The organism is Pontimicrobium sp. MEBiC06410 (assembly GCF_053601615.1).
Genome location: NZ_JBSHNT010000161.1, coordinates 260,530 through 287,330, shown reverse-complemented (window position 1 = coordinate 287,330; position 26,801 = coordinate 260,530). Strand labels below are relative to the sequence as shown.

Genomic DNA, 26,801 nt, shown 5'->3' with positions numbered 1-26,801 from the left:
TCTTTATTTTTTAGACTACGATATCGATGAGTGCTTACCTTGGCATTCGACATTAAGTAGAACGCGTCAATTATTTCCAGAAGCAATCTTCGAAACGGTATTTACAAAAGTATTGAGTTTATGTATAGACAACGGTATGGTCAGTGGGCATACCCAAGCAATAGACTCAGCACCTATAAAAGCAAATGCCTCTATGGATAGTTTAGAGTTAAAAGTCCCAGAAGAAGACTTAGAAAAGCACCTACAAAAACTAAGGCATATAAGCCAGCGAGATAAACAAAGTCCTATTCGAAAAGTACAGACAAATAAGGCCAGTAAAGAAACGCAAACCATTAGTGCAACCAATAAAGAGTTACAAGCTATTGTAAGTAGAACTAAAAAATGGGCAAGAGAGCAAGACCAAAGACCTGGAGCAGGCAATAAAGGCAGCCGTTATACTAGTAACAAAACCCATTACAGTCCAAGTGACCCTGATGCCAGAATAAGTGTAAAACCAGGTAAGGCGAGAAAGCTAAATTACCTCAGTCAGCTTACTGTAGATACAGGACATCATGTAATAACCGATATTAAAGCCTATCATGCCGATGGCAAAGACAACCAACAATTACAAGATATCACTACTCGTGTACAAAAGCGGCTTTGGAGATCTGGTTTGTTATGGGAAAACTGTGTAGCCGATACAGGTTATAGTAGCGGAGAAAACTATGCCTTTTTAGAACGTAAGGAGCTTAAGAGTTTTATTCCTCCACATGGTACTTACAAAGGCGGACCAAAAGGTTTTACATATAAAGAACAAGAAGATCATTATGTGTGCCCACAAGGTAAAATAGTCCCCTTTACAAAAACCTTTATAGAAAAGAAAAACCATACAAAGAAAAAAGAATACAGAGCCTCTAAAAAGGTGTGTATAGACTGCCCTATTAGAAGTCAATGCTTAGGGAAATCTGCACAAGAAAAGAAATTTACTATTACGTATTACCGAGCAGAATATGAGCGAAACATAGCAAGAGTAAACTCTAAACAAGGACGTTATATGAAACGTAAACGGCAAAGTACAGTAGAACCAGTTTTTGGAACACTCACACAATTTATGGGACTCAGGAAAATAAACACCATAGGTATAGCGCAAGCAAATAAGGTTATGCACTTGTCTGCTATAGCATATAACTTGAAAAAATATTTGAAATTTATAAATAAAACTGTAAAAAGTGGTGCAAGCACTCAAGTTTCTATTATTAAACAAAACAACATGTTTTTACAACATATAAGCATCTTTTTATAGGGTCTAAAAATTTAACTTAGTTTGTCTTAAAAAACACAAAAGCCTCTTAAAAGAAGCTTGTAGAAAATTATTTTATGTGAAATTATAGGCTTGTGCAACGGTCACCATTGTTGTGTGCAGTATTTATTGTTGTTCAATTTTTATTTTAAAACTAATATTTGGTGTTTCATTACCATAATAATGATAAATTCTGACGTAATGTGTGTAGCCATTATTTTCAGAATGGTCAGCAAAAGTTTCAGAGCCACCATAAGAGTTAGAATTGGCAACATAAGAACTTTGATTCCATTGTGTGTAATAAATACCACCACAACTAAATTTATGTCCAATTACTGGGTCAAAATTATTACTAACATCTGTGATTTTTATATCAATATCACCTACAAATCCCGAAGGTTCATTAAATTTAACCCAAAAACCTCTTACATTTTCACCATTTGAACTCTGCCCATCTATAGGACTTGAAGCTCCATAATCTGCGACATCAATATTTACATCATATTCAGTGTTTAATTGTAAAGTTGGTGCACTATTACAAGAATCAGCTGGTGTGATTGAATTATTACCACCAGAACCTGAATTGTCAAAACTAATTGTCATCGAATTGTTAGAAGTAATAACTTCATTTGATACTTGTTCAACAACTACTTCTACAGTATGATTGCCATTATAAGGAAATTCATAGTCGTTTAGATATTCTGTATCATCTTCGTTTACATCTAAAGGATATGATGCTTCATCTGAACCTACTTGATTACCATTAACATAATATCTTATATTGATAACTTCATTATTTGGTGTAGATTCATTTCCAACATTTTTTACTCTAGTATTTATTTCCCAGTTTCCATTTGATTCCTCATCGAACCAAATATCTTCTATTTTTAAATCTGAATTTCCAGTATTGTTATTGTCAACCCCATTTCCAGATAAAGATACTGTTCCGCTACCATTATCGGCATTATTTCCTATTGTTATTGTCTCATTATAATTTTGAACTTGTGTAGGATTAAAAGTAATATAGATTGTCATATCATTACTTGGTGTAATAATACCAGTTTGTGGATTTACAACATTAAAAATATTATTATTTGAAGAAGTAATGTTTGTTACATTAAAATCTGAATTACCTGTATTAGTTATAGTGAATGACATTTGTGAAGAAGTTGTATTTATTTGTGTGTCATTAAAGTTTATGTTGTTAGGTGTAATTTGAATGGTGCTATTTCCCGAATTATTATCAATTCCAGTACCTGTCAGAGAAATTGTACTATCTGCATTATTTTCAATTGTTATTGTGCCATCATATGATTGTACTTGCGTTGGATTGAATGTAACATAGATAGTCATTTCGCCAGTAGGTGTAATAACTCCAGTTTGTGGGTTTACAATAGTGAAAATATTATTATTTGAAGATGTAATACCAGAAACATTAAAATTTTCATCACCTGAATTTGTAATTGTAAATGACATTTGTGAAGAAGTTGTGTTTATTTGTGTATTACTAAAGTTAATATTTCCAGATAATGAAATAGTAGAATTTCCTGAAGATTGACAATTACTATTATCTAAATATGACCTTGTGTTTCTGGCATAATTAGCAACATTTATCATTTGTCCATTTGTGAAAATAGCCCTGCAATCGTTTCCAGAAGGACGAGCATAACCATAAGACATAATGTTAGATACATCTTGTTCGTTGAGAATAAAAGGGTCGTTTGCTCTATCTAATAAGTCTCCAGTATATTCGCAATTATTGTTTACAATAAAGCCTCTGGTAAGCTTCGGATCTGGTGCTGTATCCGCAACTAAATCTCCAGTGGTTTCTCTATTTTCAACATTTCCGTTGACTAGTTCATATGTAAGTATCGTATTGGATGGACCGTGTGTATGTATTAATCCAAAATAATGACCTACTTCGTGTTCAGAAGTAGCCCATTCATCAGATGTTCTATCGTTTTTTATAACAACGAAATCATCAGTAATGTTGTTGCTGAAATTTGTATGATATCCATTAATACCACTATTACCATTAATTTCGTTAACAAAATAAATGTTAAGTGTGTTGGTAACATTATGTGTATTTAGTATTTCATTTCTCGTTCCAACATTATTAGAATTAATATCATAAATATTAGTGTCGTTAATTGTTTTTATATCACAAACTATAAAATTCAAATTAGCTTCTGAAAAAAGTGTATTGAATCTGTCGATTAATTCACTAATCCTACCACCAGGAATGGTATTTCCAGTGAAATCACTTTTGGTAACTAGATGAAAAGTAATAGGAATTTCCATTTCTTGAGTGTTGTTTATATCAAACTGTGAATTATGAAATAAGTCTATTAGTTGGTCATACTGGGTTTCAGTAATAGGGTCGGATATTTCAAAATCATTTTCTGTTGTTATTCCTCGAACTAGTGAAATTGATACTGTATTATTAGCCAAATTAGAGTCAAAATATTTATTTTGAAATTCTTGTTTAAAATTAATTGTAGCCGTAACAATCGTTGAATCAGAATTAAAAACTAAAAATTTATTTAGTTCATTTTCTATAATGCGTTTCCATTATTGTAAGTTAATGCATTCTCTATTTTATTAGCAAGTTCAATATTATCTGTCCAATAGATTACACTTTCAGATGTTATAACTGATATGTCTGTTGTAACTGGTTCAGGTGCTGTTTCTTCGTCTTTAGAGCAACTGTTTACTAAAAGTAATAAAACTATTATTGCAATGAAATAGTGAATTTTTTTCATAATACTTGATTTAGTTCGGTAATGTAAGTGTATATACTTTTTTATTTTATTCTTAATGAAAATCTGTTCATTTCTAGTGAGAATGTTAGTCTATATTGCCCACAACGTTAGTATATAAGTACCTACTCAAAAAAGTACTGATAACCGCCTTAAAATAGGAGGTTATCAGTACTTATTGTGTTTTTTTAACATAACCAGTAAATGGGTGGTTATGCGTACCTTTTAATAATTATTTAAAGATATAACTTTTATTAGACCTATACAATACGTATATCTACGTATATTTTTTAAGTCTAAAGAATAGGGGAAAGCTGTCGTTTTTACTTTTAGTCTTAGTAATTTTAATTATAAATACACAGAAATAGTCATAACTAACAATGTAAAGCCTATTAAAATGAATAATAAAGGTAAAACAAACTTTAACCATTTATCGTAGCCCACTTTTACAACGGCTAAAGATGCTAAAATTAAGCCTGTAGGGTTTATAATAGCAAATAGTCCCATACCATATTGGTAAGCATTAACCACAATGTCTCTGCCCACACCAACAGTATCTGCTATAGGAGACATAACTGGCGTAGTTAAAACGGCCATTCCCGAAGAACTTGGTATAAAAAACGATAAAGCACCATATACTAATACCATAACATTAGCAAAAATACCTTTAGACATTCCTGTTGTTAAATCGCTTGCATAATATAACATGGTATCACTTATTAAACCGTTTTCCATAATAACCGAAACACCTCTTGCTATTCCTATAATTAAGGCAACACCTAATAAATCGCTAGCACCTTTTACAAAGGTTTCTACAAAGTCTGTTTCTTTTATTTTGGTGATAACTCCAATAACAACGGCGCCGACTAAAAATACGGCTGTCATTTCTAAAAACCACCAATCTAGCATAGAGACTCCAATAATCATAACCACAAAGCATAATCCAAAAACTAATAAAGCTAAACGTAAACGTGTAGTAAACTGCACCGTAGTTTCTGTAGAGTTGCCAAATAAGGCTTCAATTTGAGATTTCTGGTTATAAAGAATAGAGGTTTCTGGATTATTCTTAACACGTTTAGCATAACGCATAATATAAATTATCGCAATAATAAGGCACAGTGTTAACATTATAATACACCCTATTAATCCTGTTGTCCAGTTTATGCCAGAGGCATTGCTTGCTATTATAGTACTAAACGGATTTACAGTAGAACACATAGTACCAATACAAGACCCCAAATAAATAGAAGCTAAAGGCACCATAGCATCGTATTTAGCCGCTAGAAATATAGGGATTAAAATAGGGTAGAAGGCTATTGTTTCTTCAGCTAGACCAAAAGTAGTACCTCCAATGGCAACTAATAGGGTTACCATTACAATTAGTATAAATTCGTAGCCTTTTAAAGCATTAGCTAACCAAGATATAGCAGCATCGAAAGCGCCTGTTTTATTAATAATACCAATAAGTCCTCCTATAATAAGCACCAGAAATATAATATCTGCAGCTTCAATAATTCCTTGTATTGGCGACTTTATAAAGTCTGTTACGCCTTATGGTTGCGCTTCTAGTGTTTTATAGGTATTTGGAATATTTATAGGTTTATATAGTTCTCCACTAGTAAATTTTTCTAAGGGAATTTTTATAGCTAACGTCTCTAGAGTTTCTTCAGTTGCTTTTAATGTTTTAGTGCCTTCTATACCTGTTTGTATAAAAGTATGGTCTGCCTTGTTGTATAATAATGTATCATATTTACCAGCGGGTACAAGCCACGTTAATAGTGTTACTAATCCTGCAATAATAATTAATATGGTTTGTGCTGTTGGGAATTTTATGTTCTTCATTTTAAATAACAGTCTCTTTTTGTAATAAAATTGGTTTTAAATTTTAATAAAATTAAAGATAGTATTATTTTACACTTATAATAATTTTAGACACTTATAAAATATGAATGTAGCTATTCATGATAGTTGGAAAACACATTTACAAGACGAATTTAATAAACCATACTTTAAAGAGTTAATAGCGTTTGTAAAACAAGAATATACTAGTACAACTTGTTTTCCTCCTGGAAAGCTCATATTTAATGCTTTCGAAAAATGCCATTTCGAGGATTTAAAAGTCGTTATTATTGGTCAGGATCCTTACCATAACTATAATCAAGCAAATGGGCTTTGTTTTTCTGTAAATGATGGTATAGCGCATCCGCCATCGTTAATTAATATTTTTAAAGAGATTGAAACCGATTTAGGAATACCGTATCCTAAAAGTGGAAATTTAGAACGTTGGGCGGAGCAAGGTGTCTTTTTATTAAATGCAACATTAACCGTACGTGCGCACAATGCGGGGAGTCATCAAGGTAAAGGTTGGGAAACTTTTACAGATGCTGTGATTAAAACCATAAGCGAACATAAAACCGATGTTGTGTTTTTGCTTTGGGGTGGCTTTGCTAAAAAGAAATCTAAATTAATAGACGCCAGTAAACATCATATTTTAACCTCTGGGCATCCATCTCCGTTAAGCGCTAATAGAGGCTATTGGTTTGGGAATACTCATTTTAGTAAAACAAATGCTATTTTAAAAGAGAACAGTTTAAAAACGATTGAATGGTAAAGGGTTTAATTTGGTTTTTAATAGTATTATAGCTTATAAGTTAAATCTTTATAATCCCATTTTTCAGGAATAATATTTAATGCTAATAATTGATCTTGTACATTATTAATAGTGTCTTTGTCTATGAGCTCTTGAGACCATTCGGTTAAACTTAACCACTCTTGTACGTCCTCTAATTCTTGCTCGTATCTGTTGGCAATCATTTTATCGATGCTTGGGATGTCTTTAAACTCTGCAGTAGTGGTGTTTACAATGTTTAAAATGGTTTTTGCATCATCTTCATTTGTTTTTAAAAAGTCTTCTCTTACTGCTATAACAAAACAAGGCCAAGGAGAAGGGCAGTTGCCCACACGCCTAAAGGTGCCATCATCTACCAAAGGTTTTGTGGTAAACTTCTCCCACATAAAATAATCGGCTTTACCAGCTGTTAAGCCTTCAATGGCGCCATCTAGATTTCTTATAACTTCAAAATTTAAATCTTTGTCTAGATTCCATTTGTTATTTTGTGCATTTATATAGGCCATTAAATGTGAGCCTGAACCGTAACGGCTTATTGCTGCTTTTGTTCCTTTTAGTTCCTTAATAGTATTGTAATTAGAGTTTGCAGCAACGTGAATGCCCCAAATTAGTGGAGTTTGTACAAAGGTTTGTACAATTTTACTTTTATTACCAGCAATTATATCTTTAATAATACCTTCGGTAAGTATAACTGCCATATCTATGTCTCCATTACGAAGTCCTTTACACATAGCACCAGTTCCGCCAAAATAATCTTTCCAACGTAAATTGATGTCTTTTTCTTTGTATTCACCGTTTTTTAAACCTAAATACCAAGCTAAATTAAAATGTTCTGGAACGCCTCCAATATTAATTTGTTTCATATCTATAACTCGAGAAAGCGAGTGCCTTTTTTACTATTTCCTTAATAAATGGAAAAATACTTACTCAACTAATTTATTTAAAGTATAAAGAATTAAATCTTCAACTACAGCTTTAGGATTATCGCTAAACTCACCAGTGGCTCTGTTAGCAATAATAGCATTCATAGATAGTGCTTTATGTCCTAAAAGTGCAGATAAGCCGTAAATACCTGCAGTTTCCATTTCTAGATTTGTTATTGGTCGACCTTCATAGCTAAAACTTGCTAATTTATCATTTAAACTGTTATCTTGTATTGGAAGCCTTAAAATACGACCTTGAGGGCCATAAAACCCTACATTGGTAGCTGTAAACCCTTTGCGTGTTTTATTAGAGTCTAGCTTGTTTAATAAAGTATCATTACATTTTACAACATAGGGGCTGGATTTATCCGAGAACCAATTGGTATGCTCCATTAAAGCATTAGAAATAGCTTTATGTTGTACATGTTCGCTATTATAAAAATGCAATAAACTATCAAAACCAGTGGCATATTCACTAATTAAAAAAGAATCAATAGGAATTTCTTTTTGGATGGATCCAGATGTTCCTATTCTAATAATATCAAGGCTTGTTAAGTTTGGTTTTAATTCTCTAGTTTCTAAATTAATATTCACTAGGGCGTCTAGCTCGTTAAAAACAATATCTATATTATCTGTACCTATTCCTGTTGATATAACTGTAATAGCTTTGCCTTTATATGTGCCTGTTTGCGTATGAAATTCTCGTTTATGTGTTTTAAAATTTATAGTATCAAAATGCTTAGTTACCGCCTCTACACGATCTGGATCGCCAACCGTAATAATTGTATTGGCAATGTGTTCTGGACGTAAATTTAAATGATAAACACTACCATCTGGGTTGAGTATTAATTCTGAATCTTTTATAGGCATTTAATTATACATGTTTAATCAATTTATTTTCTTTTTTATTGTATAAAAAGTCGGCTTTATTAACGCCTCCAAAATAAAAATCTGTTTGTAATTCGTTTAAAAAGTTTTGTTGTAACTCTAATGCTAAATGGCCATCTCTATTTAATGTTAGAGCAGTTTCTGTTTCATTAAAGAATATAGCCAATCGATCTATCATTTTTTCTAGCTGAGTATCTCCAAAACCATAATATCCTTGATAGTGTAATGTGTAACCTAATAAATGATGACGAGATTTTATGTTGTGCTTTTTTACTAGTTTTAAAGTGTTATATTCTAAAGTATTTAAACCGCTTCGAGTGTCTGGAAAGCGTCTAATATGCGCTTTTAGACTATTACTTAAATATGTAAAGTTAGAGGGCTTAACTATTAAAGGTTTTAGTAAATTATGGTCGTTACCACAATAGGTATTCCATGCTTTTTGCGCTAAAGCAATATCATCTACAGTTAAAGCTGTTTTGTTGTTATAATGCGCTTTTAATTGTTTAGGAGTTAATTCTGAGAGCCCCTTTAACTCAGGCTCATTTTCAACACGACCACTACAAACCAAATAAAGTTGTGCGGTTACGTCTTTTTGTTTTAATAAACTAATAGCTGCTATAAGGTTTATGTGGCAAAATAAATCGTACTCAAACCATAAAACAATTTCGGTGTAATTGGCTAAATGATTAAACTTAGCTAATTCCGATACAAATCCGCCATCGCTGTATTCTGCATTGTAAGTGGTTTTAAAAAAGTCTGTTCTAATTTTTATAAACGCTTCAGAGTCTATAGCGTTAATTGTTGGGCCTTCACAAAGCATTTCGTTCCATGTGATGATGTCTCCTTCAATTTTTAAATCTTTAAGGTAATCTGTAAGGCTAGAGCCATTGGTAATATGTAAAGGCGAATTGGCTTTCATTTTAATTATCCTCCAACACGTTTAACATTAAAGCCTTTCGCTTTTAAGATGGTCATTATTTTATCTCTATAATCGCCTTGAATAATTATTTTATCATCTTTAAAGCTACCACCAACACTTAATTGTTGTTTTAACTCTTTTGCTAAGGCTTTAAAATCTTCGGTAGCTCCAGTATAACCCTCTAAAATAGTGATGGGTTTACCTTTGCGTTTCTCGTATTTACATAAAATAGGATCGTCTTGCATCCATATACCAGAATCACTATTATCTACAGGTGTTTCTTCTGGAATATGTTCTGGGAATAAGTTTTTTAATTGATCTTGTAAATCCATTTTTTAATGTCTAGTACTACTAAAATAGTATTCTATTACAATTAATAAATAATAGAATACTATTTAATTATATTTTTATTTCTTAATTAAACCTAGTTCTACTAAACGCTGATTTAAAAAATCACCTGCTGTAATATCGTCAAATTGTTTAGGGTTGTTGTCATCTATACAGCTTTCTAATACATCTAATTTCATTTCGCTTACAGGATGCATAAAGAATGGAATGGAATAACGAGATGTTCCCCAAAGCTCTCTTGGCGGATTAATTACACGGTGTATTGTAGATTTTAATTTGTTATTAGTATGTCTAGATAACATGTCTCCAACATTTATCATTAATTCATCTGGCTCAGCAATAGCATCAATCCATTCGCCATCATGATTTTGTACTTGTAAACCACGACCTTGCGCACCCATTAAAAGAGTAATTAAGTTAATATCTCCATGCGCTGCTGCACGTTCTGCTGCTTTTGGTTCTTCTAAAATAGGCGGGTAGTGTATTGGTCTTAATATAGAGTTTCCGTTGTGTATATAGTTATCAAAGTAGGTTTCTTCTAAGTTTAGGTATAAAGCTAAAGCACGTAATACATATTTAGCAGTTTTTTCTAACATTTTGTAAGTTTCTTTTCCAACTTCATTAAAAGCAGGTAATTCAGTAACTTCAACATTATCAGGATATTCTTTTGCTAACTCGGGGTTATCTTCCACATATTGACCAAAATGCCAAAACTCTTTTAAATCTCCTTCTTTTTTACCCTTTGCACTTTCTTTTCCAAAAGAGACGTAACCACGTTGCCCTCCAATGCCAGGTATTTCATATTTACGTTTAGTATCTACAGGAAGTGAAAAGAAATTTTTAATTTCTTCATATAACTTATCAACTAATTGTTCATCTAAAAAATGCCCTTTTAATGCAACAAAGCCTATTTCTTGATAAGCTTTACCAATTTCATCTATAAATTGTTGTTTTCTTTTTGGATCCTCAGAAAGGAAATCCTGTAAATTAACGCTAGGAATACTATTCATCGTTATTATTTTTTATAATCTTAAATTTAATCATTATTCACTTTAAAAACTAAAGCACAAATAAATTAAGCCATTTAAAAAAACAAAAATGCATTAGGCTCTTTATTTTAGTTATAGTTAAGTGAAGTTAGTAATACAAATGTAAAGAAAAGTAGGCAGAATATATAATTGATAATTTTATTAGTCTTTTTATAATTATTATTCAATTATGCTATATTTGACAAAACATTTTCACAAATTAAAAGACCTTGATGAAAAGTAATATTAAGTACAAAAAACACGGATTAGATTCGAGTATACTTATCAATCTGTACAAGAGCATGTTAAAGCCTAGAATGATAGAGGAGAAAATGCTCATCTTGCTTCGACAAGGTAAAATAAGTAAATGGTTTTCTGGGATTGGGCAAGAAGCCATCTCGGTTGGGGTTACTTCTGTAATGGATGCAGAAGAGTATATTTTACCAATGCATAGAAACCTTGGTGTGTTTACAACTCGTAAAATTCCTTTAGAGCGATTATTTGGACAATGGCAAGGAAAAGCTTCTGGTTTTACTAAAGGGAGAGATCGTTCTTTTCACTTTGGGACACAAGACTATAATATAGTAGGTATGATTTCTCATCTAGGGCCCCAATTAGGCGTTGCAGACGGTATTGCTTTAGCAAGTAAGTTGCGTAAGGAGAAGAAAGTAACAGCCGTATTTACAGGAGAAGGCGGAACAAGTGAAGGTGATTTTCATGAAGCTCTAAACGTGGCTTCTGTTTGGCAATTACCTGTATTATTTTGTATAGAAAATAATGGTTACGGATTATCTACACCAACAAGCGAGCAGTACAATTGTAAAGATTTAGCAGATAGAGCTCTAGGGTACGGGATGGAATCTCATATAATAGATGGTAATAATATTTTAGAAGTTTATACTAAAGTTTCTGAGTTAGCAGAAAGTATAAGAAATAACCCTCGCCCTGTTCTATTAGAGTTTAAAACCTTTAGAATGCGTGGGCATGAAGAAGCTAGTGGAACTAAATATGTACCGCAAGATTTAATGGACACATGGGCAAAAAAAGACCCAATAAATAATTACAGAAACTACTTAATAGAAGAAGGTGTTTTAACAGAAACGATAGACGAAACTTTTAAAGTAGAAATTAAAACAGAAATAGATAAAGGATTGCGTATTGCTAATGCAGAAGAAGCTATAATACCTAATGAAAGTGTTGAGTTAGGTGATGTTTATAAAGGTTTTGATTATGAGGGTGTTGAAGAAAATAAAGAATTAAAAGAACTCCGCTTAATTGACTCAATTTCTGAAGGATTAAAACAATCCATGGAGCAGCATCCAGATATGGTTATAATGGGACAAGATATTGCAGAATATGGAGGTGTTTTTAAAATAACAGATGGCTTTGTAGAGCAATTTGGAAAAGATAGAGTTCGTAATACACCAATATGCGAATCGTCTATTATAGAAACGGCAATGGGACTATCTATAGCAGGAATTAAAAGTGTTGTAGAGCTTCAATTTTCAGATTTTGTTACTTCTGGTTTTAATCCAGTAGTTAATTATTTAGCAAAATCGCATTACAGATGGAACCAAAACGCAGATACAGTATTACGAATGCCATGTGGAGCAGGTGTAGCAGCTGGGCCTTTCCATTCGCAAACAAACGAAGCTTGGTTTACAAAAACACCAGGTTTAAAAGTCGTGTATCCAGCATTCCCTAAAGATGCAAAAGGGTTATTAGCAACAGCAATTAATGATCCTAACCCAGTATTGTTTTTCGAGCATAAAGCATTATACAGAAGCATTAGGCAAGAAGTACCTACCAATTATTACACAATTCCATTAGGAGAAGCAGCAATGCTTAGAGAAGGAGAAGATATTACTGTAATAGCTTATGGAGCTGCTGTGCATTGGGCTTTAAACACACTAGATAAGCACCCTAATATAAACGCAGATGTAGTAGATTTACGTTCTTTACAGCCTTTAGACACCAAAACAATATATGCTTCAGTTAAAAAAACTGGCCGTGTTATAATTTTACAAGAAGACTCTTTATTTGGTGGAATAGCCAGTGATATATCTGCATTAATAATGGAACACTGTTTTGAATTTTTAGATGCTCCAGTAAAACGAGTAGCAAGTTTAGAAACACCGATACCTTTTATAAATCAATTAGAAGACCAGTACCTTTCTAGAGATAAATTTGAAGGAGAATTGCTAGAGTTATTAAAATATTAAATAAAATTAAAAGCCAGTAAATATAACACTTACTGGCTTTTACTTGGAAAAAATTAAACTGTATTAATAAGCATAACGCTTTGCACGACTCCAAAGCGTACCTTTTGAATTATCAAACTTTAATACTTTTCTATTTACTATTACAGATTCCTGTGTTATAGTATTAGCTTGCCTTAAAACATTAAATAGAGTTTTCATGATTTCCAGTTTTTCGATTGATTGATTGATTGATTGATTGATTGATTGATTGATTGATTGATGAAATGCTTTTAAAATTTACCTGTAACGTCTTTTAGAGTTCCAAGTGTTACTTTTTGTTCCTTTAAGTGTTCCAGATATTTGATTTGTGTTTAAAGTTCTCATAATGATTTTAATTTTTTTGATTGATAAATAATGTCTTGTTTATACTAAAGAGACGACGCATTTCTATTTTTGTTACAGTACTATGCATTACAAAGTACTTTTTTAACAAAATTTAACAAATTATAGATTTTAATATTTATTTATAAAGTACAATAAGACAAAAGAGTAGAGGTAAATTTTATTAAATTTGAATAGATTAATAAAATTTTAATATTTAGGTATGGTTTTTGTCTTATTTTCGACAAACAGAATTATTTAACCCTGTATGAAATTACGTTTATTATCCATATTAGCTTTCTTTTTTGTACTATCCGTTAGTGCACAATTAGATAGTGAAAATAAGTCTATAGCTATTCCTGCTGAAAATGTTGACGATCCAAAAGAGGACAATGAACTCATTATAAAACCTAAACCAAAAGCTAAAGCAGAACCAGAAGCTGCTAAAAACGAATTGGTTTTACCTAAAGCAGAAGAACAACCAGTCGTTAAACGCCCTGATTTTTCTATAGAAAAAGAAAATAAGTTTAGAAATCCTGCTGAATTATTTGAAAAAAAACTACAAAGAAGTTTAAAGTTTAGACAAGAAAGTGAAAAACGTAATAATGGTAGTAAAATTACACAGTATTTAGGAGAGTTTAGAACGTTAGCTAAACGAGTTAATGTAATATATAGAGACCATCAATATCCAGATGGCGATTTAATACGCGTGTTTGTAAATGGAAAGGTAGTACAATCAAGAGTGTTATTAGAAACAGGATATAAAGGAATTTTCTTAAACTTAGAAGAAGGAGATAACATTATAGATTTCCAAGCATTAAACCAAGGAACCAGCGGGCCAAATACTGCAGAGTTTCAGGTGTTGAATGATAAAGGGCAAACCATATCTATGAACCAATGGAATTTAGCTACAGGTGTAAAAGCTACAATAACAATAGTTAAAGAAAAAGAAGAAAACTAGATTGCCAAAAGTAATATCTGCACCAAATTTCAAAGAATAACAAGCATAAACATAGAAAAATCATTGAAAATATTTACTTTTGTAAAAAATAGATTGTAAATTACTTTATAATTTATATAAAAATTTAATATTTAAAGCAAAGAATGGCAAAGTCGCAACAGACATTTAACAAATTAGAAAAAGAAAAAAAACGCCTTAAAAAGCGAGAAGAGAAGAGAAAGAAAATGGAAGCCCGTAAAGCAGAAGCTGCCGAAAGCGGAAAAAAAGGAATCCAATTTGCGTACGTAGATTTTAATGGAAATCTAACAGATACGCCTCCAAACCCTGAAGACAAAATTAAGGTAAAAGCTAAAAACATTGTTTTGGGCATACCTAAAAAAGATGATAGTGATGTAGAGGAAGTAGATCCAATCCACAAAGGAAAAGTATCTTTCTATGATTCATCTAAAGGTTTTGGTTTCATTATAGATGCACTTGATAGTGAAAAATATTTTTGTCACGTTAGTGGGCTAATAGATGAAATTACTGAAAACGATAAAGTACAATTTGAATTAGAAAAAGGAATGAAAGGTTTAAATGCCGTTCGAGTTAAAAAAATCTAATTTATTTAATTATCATAAACAAAAGACCTCAATAATTATTATTGAGGTCTTTTTGTTTTATAGCGCGTTTATAGTATAAAATTGTTAGAGCTTTAGTAATAAGAGCAGTAACATACACATAACAATAATAATACATTCTCTAAAAGTTAAGTTTACTATTATTTAATACAGGTAACAATTAAATTAAAATCTATTAAAATAGTACTAAAACTTACATAACATTTGAGTTGTTAATTTGAACTGTTCAAAATAAAAACAACAACTCAAAAAATGAAATACTATTTACAATTTGGTTTTATAACCTTAGCATTAACATCTTTAATAAGCTGCAATAATGATGATGACAACACTATAGGGCAAGAACCATCAAACCCAGTTACTTTAAAAGCACACTCTGTTTCTCCTAATTTTTTAAAAACAACATCAGAGTTTTCAGACGTTAATATATACCCTTTAATATCTTCTGAAGATATGCTGCCAGAATCTCCTGCATTTGTATACGGTTCTATGGCAGATGGTGCAGGGCTTATTAAAAATGAAGACAATACCTATACATTAATTAATAATATTGAAGCCGATTTTGCTATAGCTAGAATAACTTTAGATGAAACTTTTAAACCTGTAAAAGGAGAGCATATATTAAATGCTACAGCTACGGCAAATACAGCACAATGCTCAGGATCTTTAATAACGCCAGAAGAGCATGGTTTTGGTCCATTATACCTTTCAGGAGGAGAATGGGGTGGAGCCTCAAAAGGTGTTTTTTTAACAGACCCATTACGAGATGCTAACTCAGCATCATTTGCACAAATGTTACCAGCAATGGGACAATGGTCTACAGAAAATGCAGTTGCTATAGGGCAAAATGCATACTCAGAAAAAACAGTAGTATTTATTGGAGACGACCACTCTAATAACGAAATACCTTCTGGACAATTAGGAATGTATGTTGGTGATAAAGGCGACCTATATGGCGGACAATTATTTGCTTTAAGAGTTACAGATGATACTATTGACTTTGAAGTGGATATGGAAGAAGGGCAATCGTATCCAATCGATTTTGTTGCTTTACAAGAAACACAAATAGATATGTTAGATGCAGAAGCAAAAACAAAAGGAGCAATGGGATTTTCTAGATTAGAAGATATAGATTGGAGAAGAGGATCTGCAGCTAATAACAGAGAAATATACTTTTGTGTAACAGGTAGAAAAAAACCAGGATTAATAGGTAAAGGAACCACTTATGGTAGAGTATATAAAGTAACATTAAATGAAAACGATCCTACAGGTACAGGTACTATTACATGTGTATTAGATGGAGATAAAATAAATGGAAAAGCAAAAACGTTTCATAGTCCAGATAATATATTAGTAACCAATAACTATGCATATATTCAAGAAGATCCAAACGGATATTTTGATTCGGCAGATAAAACACACTTTGCAAGATTATACCAATACAATTTAGTTACTGGAGAGTTAAAAACAGTGTTAGAGTGCGATCAAGAAGCAGCAATGGCGCAAGGCTATGGTACCACAAATGGGATTTGGGAAATTACAGGTATGATAGATGTATCGGATATAGTTGGAATAGATGAAACATTTATGGTTATTACACAAAACCATGGATGGGAAGGAGGCTTCACAGATCCAAAAGCAAATACATCACCATGGACAGGACAAGGAAGCATGATTTATACTATAAATGGATTAGAGCGATAAATGACATTTTATAAATTTGAATTAGTAATTAAAACACGTGCATTATTATTATGCACGTGTTTAATTTGTATTAGTTTTTTTGGCTGCAAAGAAAAAACTAAAACTTACGAAAGTATAACACCAAATGTTGCTTTAAAAACTCATTTTAAGAAAAATATAGCCGAAACCATTTTGTTTTTAGATTCCTTAGAAAAAACAACTTCAAACAAAAGAGTCTATTTTTATAAACAAGCAAGAGCACGTTTTAAAACCTTAGAACCACTTCTAGCATTTATAGATAGTGAAAACTACAAGTTTTTAAACCAATCGAATATACTTAAAGTAGAAGAGGAAGATGCTACAGATATTAAAATAAAATCACCAAAAGGATTTCAAGTACTAGAGGAACAACTGTTTGGAGATACATCAAAAAACGAGCTCCTTAAAAACACTAAAGTTATTAAAGATCGCTTGCAATTAATAGCAACTAATACGCATTTAAACATAAAAAAACATCATGTTATATGGTTGCTTAGAGATGCAATAGCAAGAGTTGCCTTAACTGGAGTTACAGGTTTCGACTCACCAGTTTTAGAAGAATCACTTAGTGAAGCTAAAATTGTTTATAAAGAAATAGAATATCTTTTAAATATTTATAAATCTAATTTCAAAGACCAATCTGTATTAAAACAATGGACAGAAGAGTTTGTGCTTACTCAAGAAAAATTAACATCAAAATTTGAGGCTTTTAATCGCTATTATTTTATAAAGAACCACACGCACAAACAGTTAGAGTTATTAGTAAAAACCCAAAACGATTGGCAAGTAGAATTCCCTTTTGAGTTGGCATTAAAAAACGATATAACGTCTTTATTTTCAGCTAAAACATTTAACCTTAATTATTTTTCGGACATTAATAAAGCAACAAAAAACGCTGTAGAAAAATCAAACCTTGGAAAACGATTATTTAACGATGTAAACCTATCAAAGTCTAAAGCTATTAGTTGTGCTTCATGTCATCAAAAAGAAAAAGCATTTACAGATGGTTTAAAACAGTTTAAAGGACAAACACGAAATACACCAACATTACATTATGCAGCCTTACAAAAAAGCTTTTTTCATGATGGAAGAGCGGGGAGTTTAGAAGGGCAAATTATTAATGTTATTAATAATGAAAACGAATTTCATTCAGATTTAAAAACGATAACAAAAGCAGTAAGTTCTAATAGCGATTATGTAAATGATTTTAATACATTATATGGAAAAATTACAGATAGAACAATTAGGCAGGCTATGGCTACTTACATTAGAAGTCTAACAACTTTTAATTCTAAATTTGATAGAAATATTAATGGATTAGAAAACACATTAACTGCACAAGAAATAAACGGGTTTAATCTTTTTAATGGGAAAGCCAAATGTGCTACCTGTCATTTTGCACCAGTGTTTAATGGTACTGTACCTCCAAACTTTAAAGAAAGCGAACTTGAAGCTATTGGTGTACCAAATGATACTTTAACAACCTCTAAAATAAGTAATGATTTTGGGCGATATAATTTATTTAAAACTGAAGAACGCAAACATTTTTTTAAAACACCAACAGTACGAAATATATCTAAAACAGCACCATACATGCATAATGGGGTATATATTACTTTAGAACAAGTAATGACTTTTTATAATAATGGTGGCGGCTCTGGTGTAGGAATTAATTTAGAATACCAAACCTTACCAACAGACTCGTTAAAACTAAAAACTACAGAAATACAAGATATTATAGCCTTTATGAAGTCTTTAGAAGATAAATAACTTGTAAAATCAAAGCCAAATACAATTTAGTTTGGCTTTGATTAGTTATTAAACTTATGTTTTAACGTTTATAGTTTTTAATTGTATTATACCTACAGCATTTAAAACACGTATAATTAAATACGTTACATCTATTTCGTACCATTTTACACCAAAATTAGCACGGCTGGCATGTTTATGATGATTATTATGGTAACCTTCTCCCATCATTAAAAAATCGAAACGAAAGAGGTTTTTGCTAGTGTTTTTCATTTTAAAATTTACATAACCATAGATGTGACCAAACCAGTTAATAATAACACCATGAATAGGAGCCATTAAAAAGGTTATAGGTAATAATAACCATTGCCAAGGACTAGAAACAAAGCAAACAAAAAACAAAACATATAATACTATCCATATTAATCTAGAAAACCTAGAGCTAGCAAAAGCATCAAAACGTTTCCATTGTGGTACATTTTTAGTAAAACGCTCATCGACTTTTACACGCCCCATATTAATATCTTGATAAATCGTTTTAGTTTTCCACATCATAGCAAACAAATTAGCATCGTAAGCAGGGGAGTGCGGGTCTTTTTTGGTATCTGTATAGGCATGATGTATACGGTGCATAATACCATAACCATAAGCGCTTAAATAACTAGAGCCTTGAAAAAACCAAGTTAAAATAAATGTAATGCGTTCCATGGTTTTAGACATGGTAAATACTTGATGCGCTGCATAACGGTGTAAAAAAAACGACTGAAAAAATAATCCGCCATACCAAAGCGTAAGGACGAAAAGAATAATAATCATATATAAAAAATTTTCGCAAAGTTACTTCTGCGAAATATGTTTTACAATGAACCTAAGTTAAGAAAGCCGTTTACGAATACGGCTTAACGCCTGTGCTGTAACGCCTATATACGAACTAATATATTTTAATGGAATTACCTTTAAAAGCTCTGGACGCTCTTTAAATAGTTTTAAATAACGCTCTTCTGCTGAGAGGTTTAGTAAGTATTGCTCGCGTTTAGATTTTATTAAAAATAACCGTTCGGCAGTTAGTCTACCTATTAGGTTTCCAATTTGAGTTGTATTGTAAACCTCTTGCAAGTCATTATATGTAATACTTACAATAGTCGTATCTGTTAAGGCTTGTAATTGGTATTGAGAAGGTTTACGTGTTAAAAAAGAATCGTAAGCACTTATAAATTGATTTTTAAAACTAAAACCAAAAGTGATCTCTTTATCAGGATTGTCTTTAGGTATAAATAAACGCACAACACCGGACTCTATAAACGAGATATGATTTTCTATTTCATTGGTCTTTAAAAAGATTTCTTTTTTAGAAATAACATGACGTTTTAATTTAGAAGTAAAAAACGCCCAATCTAAATCTGAAATAGTCGCAATTTGTTCAAGATACTCTTTAATTTGCTGCACACTTACTTTGCTATAATTTACAAAGCAAATATAGTAGTTTGTTAAGTATAACTATTCTTTTGCAGCCTCAAAAATTTGTTTACTTACTGTTTTTTTCTGTAAACCAAATATAATATTTGAAAGCGCTTTTTCTTTTGTATTAATACTATCTAAAAACACATTAAAACTAATCTCTTTTTTTTCAATAACTGGAGCTGTTAATGCGTAGTTAAAAATTGATTTTTGTATTTTTTTATGACTAAGATAAGCTTCTAAATTAGCCTCTATACTTTCAGTTTGTTTATATACCTCTGGATAAATTCCTATTAAAGCAGTTAAGGTTGTAAATAGTATAAAAAAGGACTTTAAATATACGCCACTAGAGGTCCAACCTTTTTGAATGAGCAAAAAAGCAATTATGGCTGTAATAGCAGATATAAAAGGAAATAAAGTTAATAATGCGTAATTATTTTTATATAACTTTTTTACAAGATCTAAATGGTGTAATTTATTTTGCTCTATAATGGAGACTTTACGTAATAAAATATCTATTTGCTCTTTATTTAAAGAGTCGCTAGGTCTTTTTTTAATAAGCTCTATGTTTTCTTTATAAGCATTATCAAAATAAGAGAGAGATTCATGACTGGTTCTCTCAAATTGATTTATAGATAATATAAAACCTAAATATGTTAAACCAAGTATAAGTAAAGTAGACAGTGATAATACAGCCCATTGCGGCGTCTTTTTTATTTTTTCAATAAATGATGACATAGCGAATTATAATATTAAGTTGAGTGGTTACTCAAACTTAAATATTTTTAAACACAAAAGCAATAAAATATTGATAATGATGTGTTTAATCTAATCTTCTATTTTAAAATGCGAATTGTCTTGATGTCGCTTTATAGCTTTTTTAGATAGAATAATCCCAATGATTAAGGATACAAAAGCGCCAATCCAAATACCAGGAATAAACTGTATGAATAAAAAGAAATCGTAAGCACCATGAAATAAAATGGCTAATCCTAGTCCAGCTAGATTTAACGGTATTCTTTTGGTAGAAAACTTAGCTTTTCCCATAAAATAACCCATTAAAATACCAAAAGTAGCATGAGCTGGTACAGCAGTAAAAGCTCTTACTAATGCGGTAGAAGCCCCACCATTCCATACATACATAACATTTTCTGTAGCAGCAAACCCCATAGAAACCATAACGGCATAAACAATACCATCAAAAGGCTCATTAAACTCTTTATGTCTCTGCGCAAAAAACAAAACAATTAAATATTTACTTAATTCTTCAGAAAATCCAACAACAAAAAAGGCTTGTTTAAATTGTTCCCATACACTATACTTGTCATTAAGCGGTATTACAATATTAAAAGCAGAATAAAGAATAAGTGTAATAATAACACTTACAATGGCTCCAAGAATAAAGGAGATAATTAATAACCGCCTAGGTTCTTTTTCATATTTATCTTTAAGATAGATGTAGAAAATAATAACAGAAATTGGAGCAAGTGCATAAAGAATTAAATCCATTAAGCGAATGTATAAAAATAATGTGTAAAACTAACTAATAACATTAGTAATAGCCTGTAATATTTGCTTATAATATTTTGCATTTGAAGCTATAAAATGACCATTAGTAGCACTGTTTTTAAGTAAAGCCTCAAAACTTTTAAAAGAGACTAACTTTAAAGCTTCAACTTCTTCTTTTTGTGGTGTTAAGTCTAGAATGTTTACTTTTAATTCAGCTATATATGTATGATGGAATTCGTTATCTATAATACCATTATCATAACTATTAAAACACTCAAAAACACCAACTTTATGTAAGTCCTTTTCAGAAATAGAGAGTCCAATCTCTTCTTTTATTTCCCTAATAGCTCCACTAGTTAATGTTTCACCAGCATCTATATGTCCAGCAACCGAAACATCCCAAAGTAGAGGACAAATCTGTTTCGTTTTTGCACGTTGTTGTAATAATATTTCACCTTTGTTGGTATAAAACCATATGTGCGCAGTATTGTGGTAATAGCCTTTAGTATGTATTTCAGACTTTAAAGCAGAATGCCCAGTATATTTTCCAGCTTTTGTAACAATATCTATGTATTCATCCATAAGAATACAAAAATAATATATTGTGAATTAATAAAATATGGGGGTTTTCTGAAGCTAAAACAGGAAAAACACCCTAATATTTTACCGTTTGTAAGTTATATTTTGCTAATGTAAATAATAGTATTATTTTATGGTGCTATATTGTTGAAATACAGTGTAATTACAATTAATTAATCTAATCAATTTTATGAAAACAAAATTATTATTAGTCTTGTGCATGATCGTGTGCGCAATGTCTTTTTCTCAGACCGCAAATGAAATTTTAGGAGGAAGTGTTATTTCTTTCGATGCTAATGGAGCACAGCAAACTTATACTACAGGAGCTTCGTTAACTACAGGAGATTTTAATACTTTTATAGGTGATGGTGCAGGAGGCACTCTTGTTAATGGTTCTAGAAACGTAATGGTAGGTACATTAGCAGGTGCCAATTCTAGTGATGACAGTGAAAATGTCTTTATAGGATCTGAAGCTGGGCGTTTTACAACAACATTCGATAACGTATTTGTAGGAGCTGAAGCAGGGGAAAATAATGATACAGGTACAGATAATACTTTTATAGGCGAAGAATCTGGAACCACTAATATTTCTGGCTCAAATAATACTTTTGTAGGGGAAGACTCTGGGTTTTCTAATACAACAGGTGGAGCGAACACTTTTATAGGTTCTGGAGCAGGGCGTTTTAATACAACTGCGACTGGGAATACTTTTGTTGGAGGAGATACAGGAATACAGACCACAGTAGACGCCTTTTTCGGTAATCCTAATAAGTATGATTTAGATACGTTTACAGTTAGAGGTAGTGGATATGGTAATACAACTGGGGAGGCTAACTCTTTTTTTGGAGGAGGCTCTGGACACTCAAATATAGAAGGTACAGCGAATACATTTTTGGGCTATAATGCTGGAGCTAGAAATCAACAAGGCAATTTAAATACATTTGTTGGTTATGGTTCTGGGTGGAATAACGATACCTCATCTACAAGCTTAGTAGGAGGGGATAGAAATACTTACCTAGGAGCCATTGCTGGATCTTTAAACCGATCTGGAAATGATAACGTTGGTCTTGGTCATGATGCTAATTTTTCGCTTACTTCTGGAGCAAACAGAAATGTGTTTATAGGCAATAATACACGAGTAAGAGGTACAGACAACATTGTTTTAGGATATGATTCGAAGACATCGACATCTGTAAGTAGAGATAACCAAATTGTTATTGGTGTAAGCAGTCAAACATTTCAAGATAATTCTGTTGTTATTGGTAGTAATGTTACAAATAATGTAGCCAATACCTTATTGTTAGGTGGTAATACAGCTGCTAACAGATTTAGTGTAGGTATTGGTACAGCTAATGCTAATAGAAATGCTTCATTAACTTTAAGTGATACAGATAAAGGATTGCTAATTAATAGAGTAACGACCTCACAAAGGAATACTATGGCTACAACACCAGCCTCTGGGTCGGCGTTAAGTGGAGTAGATATTGGATTGATGGTGTATGATACTACTGAGAAATCATTATATATTTGGGAAGGTACAGAATGGGGTAAAGTTGGTATAGAAGAGCCTGTAGGTCCAGCAACTAGTGCTGTTCCTGAATTACTAAATTACCAAAGTATACTAAGAGATAATACTGGGCAACCTTTAACAAATCAATCTGTTAGTTTTAGAATGAACATACAAGATGTTACGGCATCTAATACAACGGTATATTCAGAAATACACAATGTTACAACATCTTCTACAGGAGCTGTAAGTTTTACTATTGGTAGTGGTATTGTAATTACTGGAACATTTGCAAATATAGATTGGTCTCATGTTAATAATTTAAGAGTTGAACTAGATCCAGCAGGAGGAGGTAGTTATGTGGTTATTGGCTCGTCTCCTTTTGTGAGTGTACCATATGCTATACGTGCAAAATATGCCGAAAATATTGAGTCTGGAGCAAGCTCTAAAACAGGTAGCGAAAGTAAAGATGAGCGTATTGATGCTTTAGAAAAAGAAGTGAAAGCATTAAAAGAAATGGTAAATAAGCTTTTAACTACTAAAAATTAAATACTATTTATAAAGTAGTATAATAAAAAAGTTGAATATCTGTAATCAATTATAAAAGGCTACCATTAACCTGAATTAGTTTATGGTTCTCACCATGAAGCATATGTTTTAGGTATTATGCGATGCTGAAACAAGTTCAGGATGACGTTATAAGTAGCATTATGATACAAACGGACAATTAGTAAAAAGCCTTGAAGTGTTAATTTCAAGGCTTTTTTATGTCTTTAGTTATGATTTAAAAACGGAGTTACACAATTTAATAATTTTTTAAAATCGTGAGAAGTATTAAAATAATGACAAGAAACTCTCATGTAATTACCTCTAAAAGAAACATAAATATTTTGTTTTTTTAACTCCATTTTTAGAGGCTCTATAGCGATATAATTAGGTAATTTAATTCCAAATAAATGATGGGCTCTTAAGGTATCATCCTCAATATAACAGCCTAATACTTTTAATTCGTGTACAAGCTCTAAAGTAATAGTTTTACAATATTCTTGAATGTTAAGGGGGGATAGCTTTAAAATTTCTTTTAAAGCAGCTATTTGCATTTTAGTGTAAATAAAACTCCCACTTTCCCCAACATCATAACGGTTTGCTAATGGTTTATACTTGTCTTGATAAGTAGTTAAATCTGCTAAATTTTCGCTTCCTAATCTATTTGCCCAATTATTTTCTATAGGTGTTCCATTATCAAAATAAGAACCGTAGTAAGCATATGCACAACCATAAGGACCAAATAACCATTTGTATCCCGCACAAATTAAAGCGTCTGGTTCTATCTCTTTTACAGAAAAAGGAAAAGCACCAACCGATTGACTCCCGTCTATAATTAGCAATGATTTATGTACTCTAGTTTTTGCTCTAATAGCTTTTAAATTAAAAATAGTGCCATTAGTCCAATGTATATTACCCATTGCTACAACAGCTGTTTTATCACTAATAGCATTTATAATAGCGTTATTCCATAATTTCCCGCAATTATTTTTAGTTTTTGGTTGTTTAATTGTTTTTATAGAGGCTTTATATTGTTTTGCTAATGCTTTCCATGCATAAATATTGCTAGGAAATTGTTCTTCTATTACTATAATTTCATCCCCAGAATTTAGTTTTATATTATTTGCTATAGTGGCCATACCATAGGATACAGAAGGAATTGTAGCTATCCTATTATAGTTCTCTACATCAATGATTTTTGCAAATAATGATTTAAGCTCTATTACTGGATCAAAAAAATCTGATGCAGGAATCTTATAAGGTTGACTTTTCTCTAAAACAGCAGTAATTCCTGCTGCTTCAACAGATTTAAAGGAAGGCGATAAGCTAGCTGTGTTTAGATAAGTAATATTATCTGAGAGGTTAAATAAGTCTTTTTTCTCGTGTAAATTCATGCTTTAAAATTAATTAAAATTCAGAATTTAAGTATAGTTAATAATTAATTTAGTGTGTTAAATTTATGAATACCAGAGATTAGGCACAAAGGATTACGTTAACCAGAACTTGTTTTAGGTTATCATTACAATATAAAACGAATACTATTTATACTTATATATAAACAAAACAAAGCCTCGTAATTATAATATTACGAGGCTTTGTTTTATTCGTTAAAAATGGATTTTTTAATTAATCGAAATAACTAAATGTTTCTCCATCTTTTATGTTTAATAATGTTTCATAAATTAATTTAATTACATTTTCAACATCTTCTCTATGTACAGTTTCTACAGTAGTGTGCATATATCTTAAAGGTAAAGAGATAAGTGCAGAAGCAACCCCACCATTACTATATGCAAAAGCGTCGGTATCTGTACCTGTGGCACGAGATAATGCAGCACGCTGAAAAGGTATTTTTTTATCTTCGGCAGTGTCTGTAATTAAATCACGTAGCCTTTGTTGTACAGCAGGAGCGTAGGCTATAACTGGGCCTTTTCCTATTTCTGCTTCTCCTTGTACTTTCATATCTATCATTGGGGTAGAAGTATCATGTGTTACATCTGTAACAATGGCTACATCTGGTTGAATTGTGTGTGTAATCATTTCTGCTCCACGTAGTCCAATTTCTTCTTGTACAGAATTTGTTATGTATAAGCCAAAAGGAAGCTCTTTTTTGTTTTCTTTTAATAAACGAGCGACCTCAGCAATCATAAATCCACCCATTCTATTATCTAAGGCACGGCAAACAAAATTGTTTTCATTTAAAATATGAAATTCATCTGGGTACGTTATTACACAACCAATATGTACTCCTAATTTTTCTACTTCCTCTTTTGTCTTGCAACCACAATCTATAAAAATGTTATCTGGCTTTGGTGGTTCTTCTTTAGAGCGATTGCGCGTATGTATTGCTGGCCAGCCAAATACACCTTTTACAATCCCTTTTTTTGTATGTATATTTACAACTTTACTAGGTGCTATTTGGTGGTCGCTACCTCCATTTCTAATAACGTAAATTAATCCTTTATCTGAAATGTAATTTACATACCAAGAAATTTCATCTGCATGCCCTTCTATTACAACTTTATATTTTGCTTTTGGGTTAATTACACCAACTGCAGTACCATAAGTATCTGTTATAAATTCATCTACATAGGGTTTTAAATAATCCATCCATATTTTTTGACCATCCCACTCGTAACCAGTAGGGGCTGCATTATTTAAATATTTTTCTAAAAAGTCCATAGACTTTTTATTAAGTATGCTATTTTTTGCCATTTATTTTAATTTTTTACTAAAATAACAATATTCAGTTATATTTAACAGTTAGAATAAAGTTAATTAGTAATTTTACACCA

At 31.5% G+C, this 26,801-nt stretch carries 23 protein-coding genes and 1 pseudogene; 8 read left to right on the top strand and 16 right to left on the bottom strand.

The genetic code is table 11. The features are described 5' to 3' along the window. A partial coding sequence (locus ACVC08_RS15845) for an IS1182 family transposase (RefSeq protein ID WP_452602768.1) occupies positions 1–1,282 on the top strand: 1,282 nt, incomplete at its 5' end. A gap of 123 nt (positions 1,283–1,405) precedes the next feature. On the opposite strand, the gene ACVC08_RS15840 is transcribed toward ACVC08_RS15845, so the two are convergent. From ACVC08_RS15840 to ACVC08_RS15830, 3 genes and pseudogenes are all read right to left on the bottom strand, one after another. Then, entirely contained in the window at positions 1,406–3,730 is a 2,325-nt protein-coding gene (locus ACVC08_RS15840) for an Ig-like domain-containing protein (protein ID WP_452602767.1), read from the bottom strand. 104 nt (positions 3,731–3,834) lie between these two features. Then, positions 3,835–4,041 carry a hypothetical protein gene (locus ACVC08_RS15835; protein ID WP_452602766.1) on the bottom strand — a complete coding sequence of 69 codons (207 nt, stop codon included), beginning with the start codon at positions 4,039–4,041 and terminating at the stop codon, positions 3,835–3,837. A gap of 345 nt (positions 4,042–4,386) precedes the next feature. Next, a pseudogene (locus tag ACVC08_RS15830) lies at positions 4,387–5,880 on the bottom strand (YfcC family protein). Positions 5,881–5,983: 103 nt separating this feature from the next. On the opposite strand from ACVC08_RS15830, the gene ung reads away from it, so the two are divergent. Next, entirely contained in the window at positions 5,984–6,649 is a 666-nt protein-coding gene (ung, locus tag ACVC08_RS15825) for a uracil-DNA glycosylase (protein ID WP_452602765.1), read from the top strand. A 26-nt stretch (positions 6,650–6,675) separates the two neighbouring features. On the opposite strand, the gene ACVC08_RS15820 is transcribed toward ung, so the two are convergent. From ACVC08_RS15820 to ACVC08_RS15800, 5 genes are all read right to left on the bottom strand, one after another. Next, entirely contained in the window at positions 6,676–7,530 is an 855-nt protein-coding gene (locus ACVC08_RS15820; protein WP_452602764.1) for a substrate-binding domain-containing protein, read from the bottom strand. A gap of 60 nt (positions 7,531–7,590) precedes the next feature. Then, entirely contained in the window at positions 7,591–8,460 is an 870-nt protein-coding gene (locus tag ACVC08_RS15815) for a nucleoside phosphorylase (RefSeq protein ID WP_452602763.1), read from the bottom strand. A gap of 4 nt (positions 8,461–8,464) precedes the next feature. After that, the gene (locus tag ACVC08_RS15810; RefSeq protein ID WP_452602762.1) at positions 8,465–9,397 is read right to left on the bottom strand and encodes a DUF1835 domain-containing protein; all 933 of its coding nucleotides are present in this window, start codon (positions 9,395–9,397) and stop codon (positions 8,465–8,467) included. 5 nt (positions 9,398–9,402) lie between these two features. Continuing rightward, positions 9,403–9,729: a translation initiation factor gene (locus ACVC08_RS15805; RefSeq protein WP_452599833.1), complete on the bottom strand. Its 327-nt coding sequence runs from the start codon at positions 9,727–9,729 to the stop codon at positions 9,403–9,405. A gap of 75 nt (positions 9,730–9,804) precedes the next feature. Beyond that, on the bottom strand, positions 9,805–10,755 hold the full coding sequence (locus ACVC08_RS15800) for an isopenicillin N synthase family dioxygenase (protein WP_452602761.1): 951 nt from the start codon (positions 10,753–10,755) through the stop codon (positions 9,805–9,807). Between the two features lie 251 nt (positions 10,756–11,006). Here ACVC08_RS15800 and ACVC08_RS15795 point away from each other — a divergent pair, with 251 nt between their 5' ends. Then, on the top strand, positions 11,007–12,995 hold the full coding sequence (locus ACVC08_RS15795) for an alpha-ketoacid dehydrogenase subunit alpha/beta (RefSeq protein WP_452602760.1): 1,989 nt from the start codon (positions 11,007–11,009) through the stop codon (positions 12,993–12,995). 63 nt (positions 12,996–13,058) lie between these two features. Here ACVC08_RS15795 and ACVC08_RS15790 read toward each other — a convergent pair whose 3' ends face one another. Then, complete coding sequence (locus ACVC08_RS15790; RefSeq protein ID WP_452599830.1) at positions 13,059–13,193, bottom strand: hypothetical protein; 135 nt, start codon at positions 13,191–13,193, stop codon at positions 13,059–13,061. A gap of 430 nt (positions 13,194–13,623) precedes the next feature. Here ACVC08_RS15790 and ACVC08_RS15785 point away from each other — a divergent pair, with 430 nt between their 5' ends. The 4 genes from ACVC08_RS15785 (at position 13,624) to ACVC08_RS15770 (ending at position 18,428) form a co-directional block, all read left to right on the top strand. Further along, positions 13,624–14,316, top strand: a complete 693-nt coding sequence (locus tag ACVC08_RS15785; RefSeq protein ID WP_452602759.1) for a hypothetical protein — start codon at positions 13,624–13,626, stop codon at positions 14,314–14,316. A 143-nt stretch (positions 14,317–14,459) separates the two neighbouring features. Next, the gene (locus tag ACVC08_RS15780) at positions 14,460–14,918 is read left to right on the top strand and encodes a cold-shock protein (RefSeq protein ID WP_452596675.1); all 459 of its coding nucleotides are present in this window, start codon (positions 14,460–14,462) and stop codon (positions 14,916–14,918) included. Between the two features lie 270 nt (positions 14,919–15,188). Further along, positions 15,189–16,640, top strand: a complete 1,452-nt coding sequence (locus ACVC08_RS15775; protein ID WP_452602758.1) for an alkaline phosphatase PhoX — start codon at positions 15,189–15,191, stop codon at positions 16,638–16,640. Beyond that, positions 16,641–18,428, top strand: coding sequence for a cytochrome-c peroxidase (locus ACVC08_RS15770; RefSeq protein ID WP_452602757.1), 1,788 nt, complete (start codon positions 16,641–16,643; stop codon positions 18,426–18,428). A 54-nt stretch (positions 18,429–18,482) separates the two neighbouring features. Here the strand turns inward: ACVC08_RS15770 and ACVC08_RS15765 are convergent, their stop codons facing one another. The 5 genes from ACVC08_RS15765 to ACVC08_RS15745 all read right to left on the bottom strand — a co-directional run bounded on the left by ACVC08_RS15765 (position 18,483) and on the right by ACVC08_RS15745 (position 21,956). Then, a complete protein-coding gene (locus ACVC08_RS15765) occupies positions 18,483–19,223 on the bottom strand; it encodes an acyl-CoA desaturase (RefSeq protein WP_452602756.1) in 741 nt (246 codons plus the stop codon). A gap of 57 nt (positions 19,224–19,280) precedes the next feature. After that, on the bottom strand, positions 19,281–19,853 hold the full coding sequence (locus ACVC08_RS15760; RefSeq protein WP_452602755.1) for a Crp/Fnr family transcriptional regulator: 573 nt from the start codon (positions 19,851–19,853) through the stop codon (positions 19,281–19,283). 51 nt (positions 19,854–19,904) lie between these two features. Next, complete coding sequence (locus ACVC08_RS15755; RefSeq protein ID WP_452602754.1) at positions 19,905–20,603, bottom strand: hypothetical protein; 699 nt, start codon at positions 20,601–20,603, stop codon at positions 19,905–19,907. A gap of 90 nt (positions 20,604–20,693) precedes the next feature. After that, positions 20,694–21,374 (bottom strand): PrsW family intramembrane metalloprotease, encoded by a 681-nt coding sequence (locus ACVC08_RS15750; protein ID WP_452596701.1) that lies wholly within the window; start codon positions 21,372–21,374, stop codon positions 20,694–20,696. A gap of 30 nt (positions 21,375–21,404) precedes the next feature. Then, complete coding sequence (locus ACVC08_RS15745; RefSeq protein ID WP_452602753.1) at positions 21,405–21,956, bottom strand: NUDIX hydrolase; 552 nt, start codon at positions 21,954–21,956, stop codon at positions 21,405–21,407. A 187-nt stretch (positions 21,957–22,143) separates the two neighbouring features. Between ACVC08_RS15745 and ACVC08_RS15740 the strand changes: the two genes are divergently transcribed. Continuing rightward, positions 22,144–24,009 carry a hypothetical protein gene (locus ACVC08_RS15740; protein ID WP_452602752.1) on the top strand — a complete coding sequence of 622 codons (1,866 nt, stop codon included), beginning with the start codon at positions 22,144–22,146 and terminating at the stop codon, positions 24,007–24,009. Positions 24,010–24,233: 224 nt separating this feature from the next. Here ACVC08_RS15740 and ACVC08_RS15735 read toward each other — a convergent pair whose 3' ends face one another. Together ACVC08_RS15735 and ACVC08_RS15730 are read right to left on the bottom strand one after the other, a co-directional pair. Continuing rightward, positions 24,234–25,400 carry an aminotransferase class V-fold PLP-dependent enzyme gene (locus tag ACVC08_RS15735; RefSeq protein ID WP_452602751.1) on the bottom strand — a complete coding sequence of 389 codons (1,167 nt, stop codon included), beginning with the start codon at positions 25,398–25,400 and terminating at the stop codon, positions 24,234–24,236. A gap of 232 nt (positions 25,401–25,632) precedes the next feature. After that, positions 25,633–26,721, bottom strand: a complete 1,089-nt coding sequence (locus ACVC08_RS15730; RefSeq protein WP_452602750.1) for a M42 family metallopeptidase — start codon at positions 26,719–26,721, stop codon at positions 25,633–25,635. Positions 26,722–26,801 lie beyond the last annotated feature (80 nt).

Coding starts and splice junctions, on each gene's coding strand:
- ACVC08_RS15835 (WP_452602766.1), bottom strand. CDS start 4,041: ATGAAAAAAATTCACTATTTCATTGCAATAATAGTTTTATTACTTTTA.
- ung (WP_452602765.1), top strand. CDS start 5,984: ATGAATGTAGCTATTCATGATAGTTGGAAAACACATTTACAAGACGAA.
- ACVC08_RS15820 (WP_452602764.1), bottom strand. CDS start 7,530: ATGAAACAAATTAATATTGGAGGCGTTCCAGAACATTTTAATTTAGCT.
- ACVC08_RS15815 (WP_452602763.1), bottom strand. CDS start 8,460: ATGCCTATAAAAGATTCAGAATTAATACTCAACCCAGATGGTAGTGTT.
- ACVC08_RS15810 (WP_452602762.1), bottom strand. CDS start 9,397: ATGAAAGCCAATTCGCCTTTACATATTACCAATGGCTCTAGCCTTACA.
- ACVC08_RS15805 (WP_452599833.1), bottom strand. CDS start 9,729: ATGGATTTACAAGATCAATTAAAAAACTTATTCCCAGAACATATTCCA.
- ACVC08_RS15800 (WP_452602761.1), bottom strand. CDS start 10,755: ATGAATAGTATTCCTAGCGTTAATTTACAGGATTTCCTTTCTGAGGAT.
- ACVC08_RS15795 (WP_452602760.1), top strand. CDS start 11,007: ATGAAAAGTAATATTAAGTACAAAAAACACGGATTAGATTCGAGTATA.
- ACVC08_RS15790 (WP_452599830.1), bottom strand. CDS start 13,193: ATGAAAACTCTATTTAATGTTTTAAGGCAAGCTAATACTATAACACAG.
- ACVC08_RS15785 (WP_452602759.1), top strand. CDS start 13,624: ATGAAATTACGTTTATTATCCATATTAGCTTTCTTTTTTGTACTATCC.
- ACVC08_RS15780 (WP_452596675.1), top strand. CDS start 14,460: ATGGCAAAGTCGCAACAGACATTTAACAAATTAGAAAAAGAAAAAAAA.
- ACVC08_RS15775 (WP_452602758.1), top strand. CDS start 15,189: ATGAAATACTATTTACAATTTGGTTTTATAACCTTAGCATTAACATCT.
- ACVC08_RS15770 (WP_452602757.1), top strand. CDS start 16,641: ATGACATTTTATAAATTTGAATTAGTAATTAAAACACGTGCATTATTA.
- ACVC08_RS15765 (WP_452602756.1), bottom strand. CDS start 19,223: ATGATTATTATTCTTTTCGTCCTTACGCTTTGGTATGGCGGATTATTT.
- ACVC08_RS15755 (WP_452602754.1), bottom strand. CDS start 20,603: ATGTCATCATTTATTGAAAAAATAAAAAAGACGCCGCAATGGGCTGTA.
- ACVC08_RS15750 (WP_452596701.1), bottom strand. CDS start 21,374: ATGGATTTAATTCTTTATGCACTTGCTCCAATTTCTGTTATTATTTTC.
- ACVC08_RS15745 (WP_452602753.1), bottom strand. CDS start 21,956: ATGGATGAATACATAGATATTGTTACAAAAGCTGGAAAATATACTGGG.
- ACVC08_RS15740 (WP_452602752.1), top strand. CDS start 22,144: ATGAAAACAAAATTATTATTAGTCTTGTGCATGATCGTGTGCGCAATG.
- ACVC08_RS15735 (WP_452602751.1), bottom strand. CDS start 25,400: ATGAATTTACACGAGAAAAAAGACTTATTTAACCTCTCAGATAATATT.
- ACVC08_RS15730 (WP_452602750.1), bottom strand. CDS start 26,721: ATGGCAAAAAATAGCATACTTAATAAAAAGTCTATGGACTTTTTAGAA.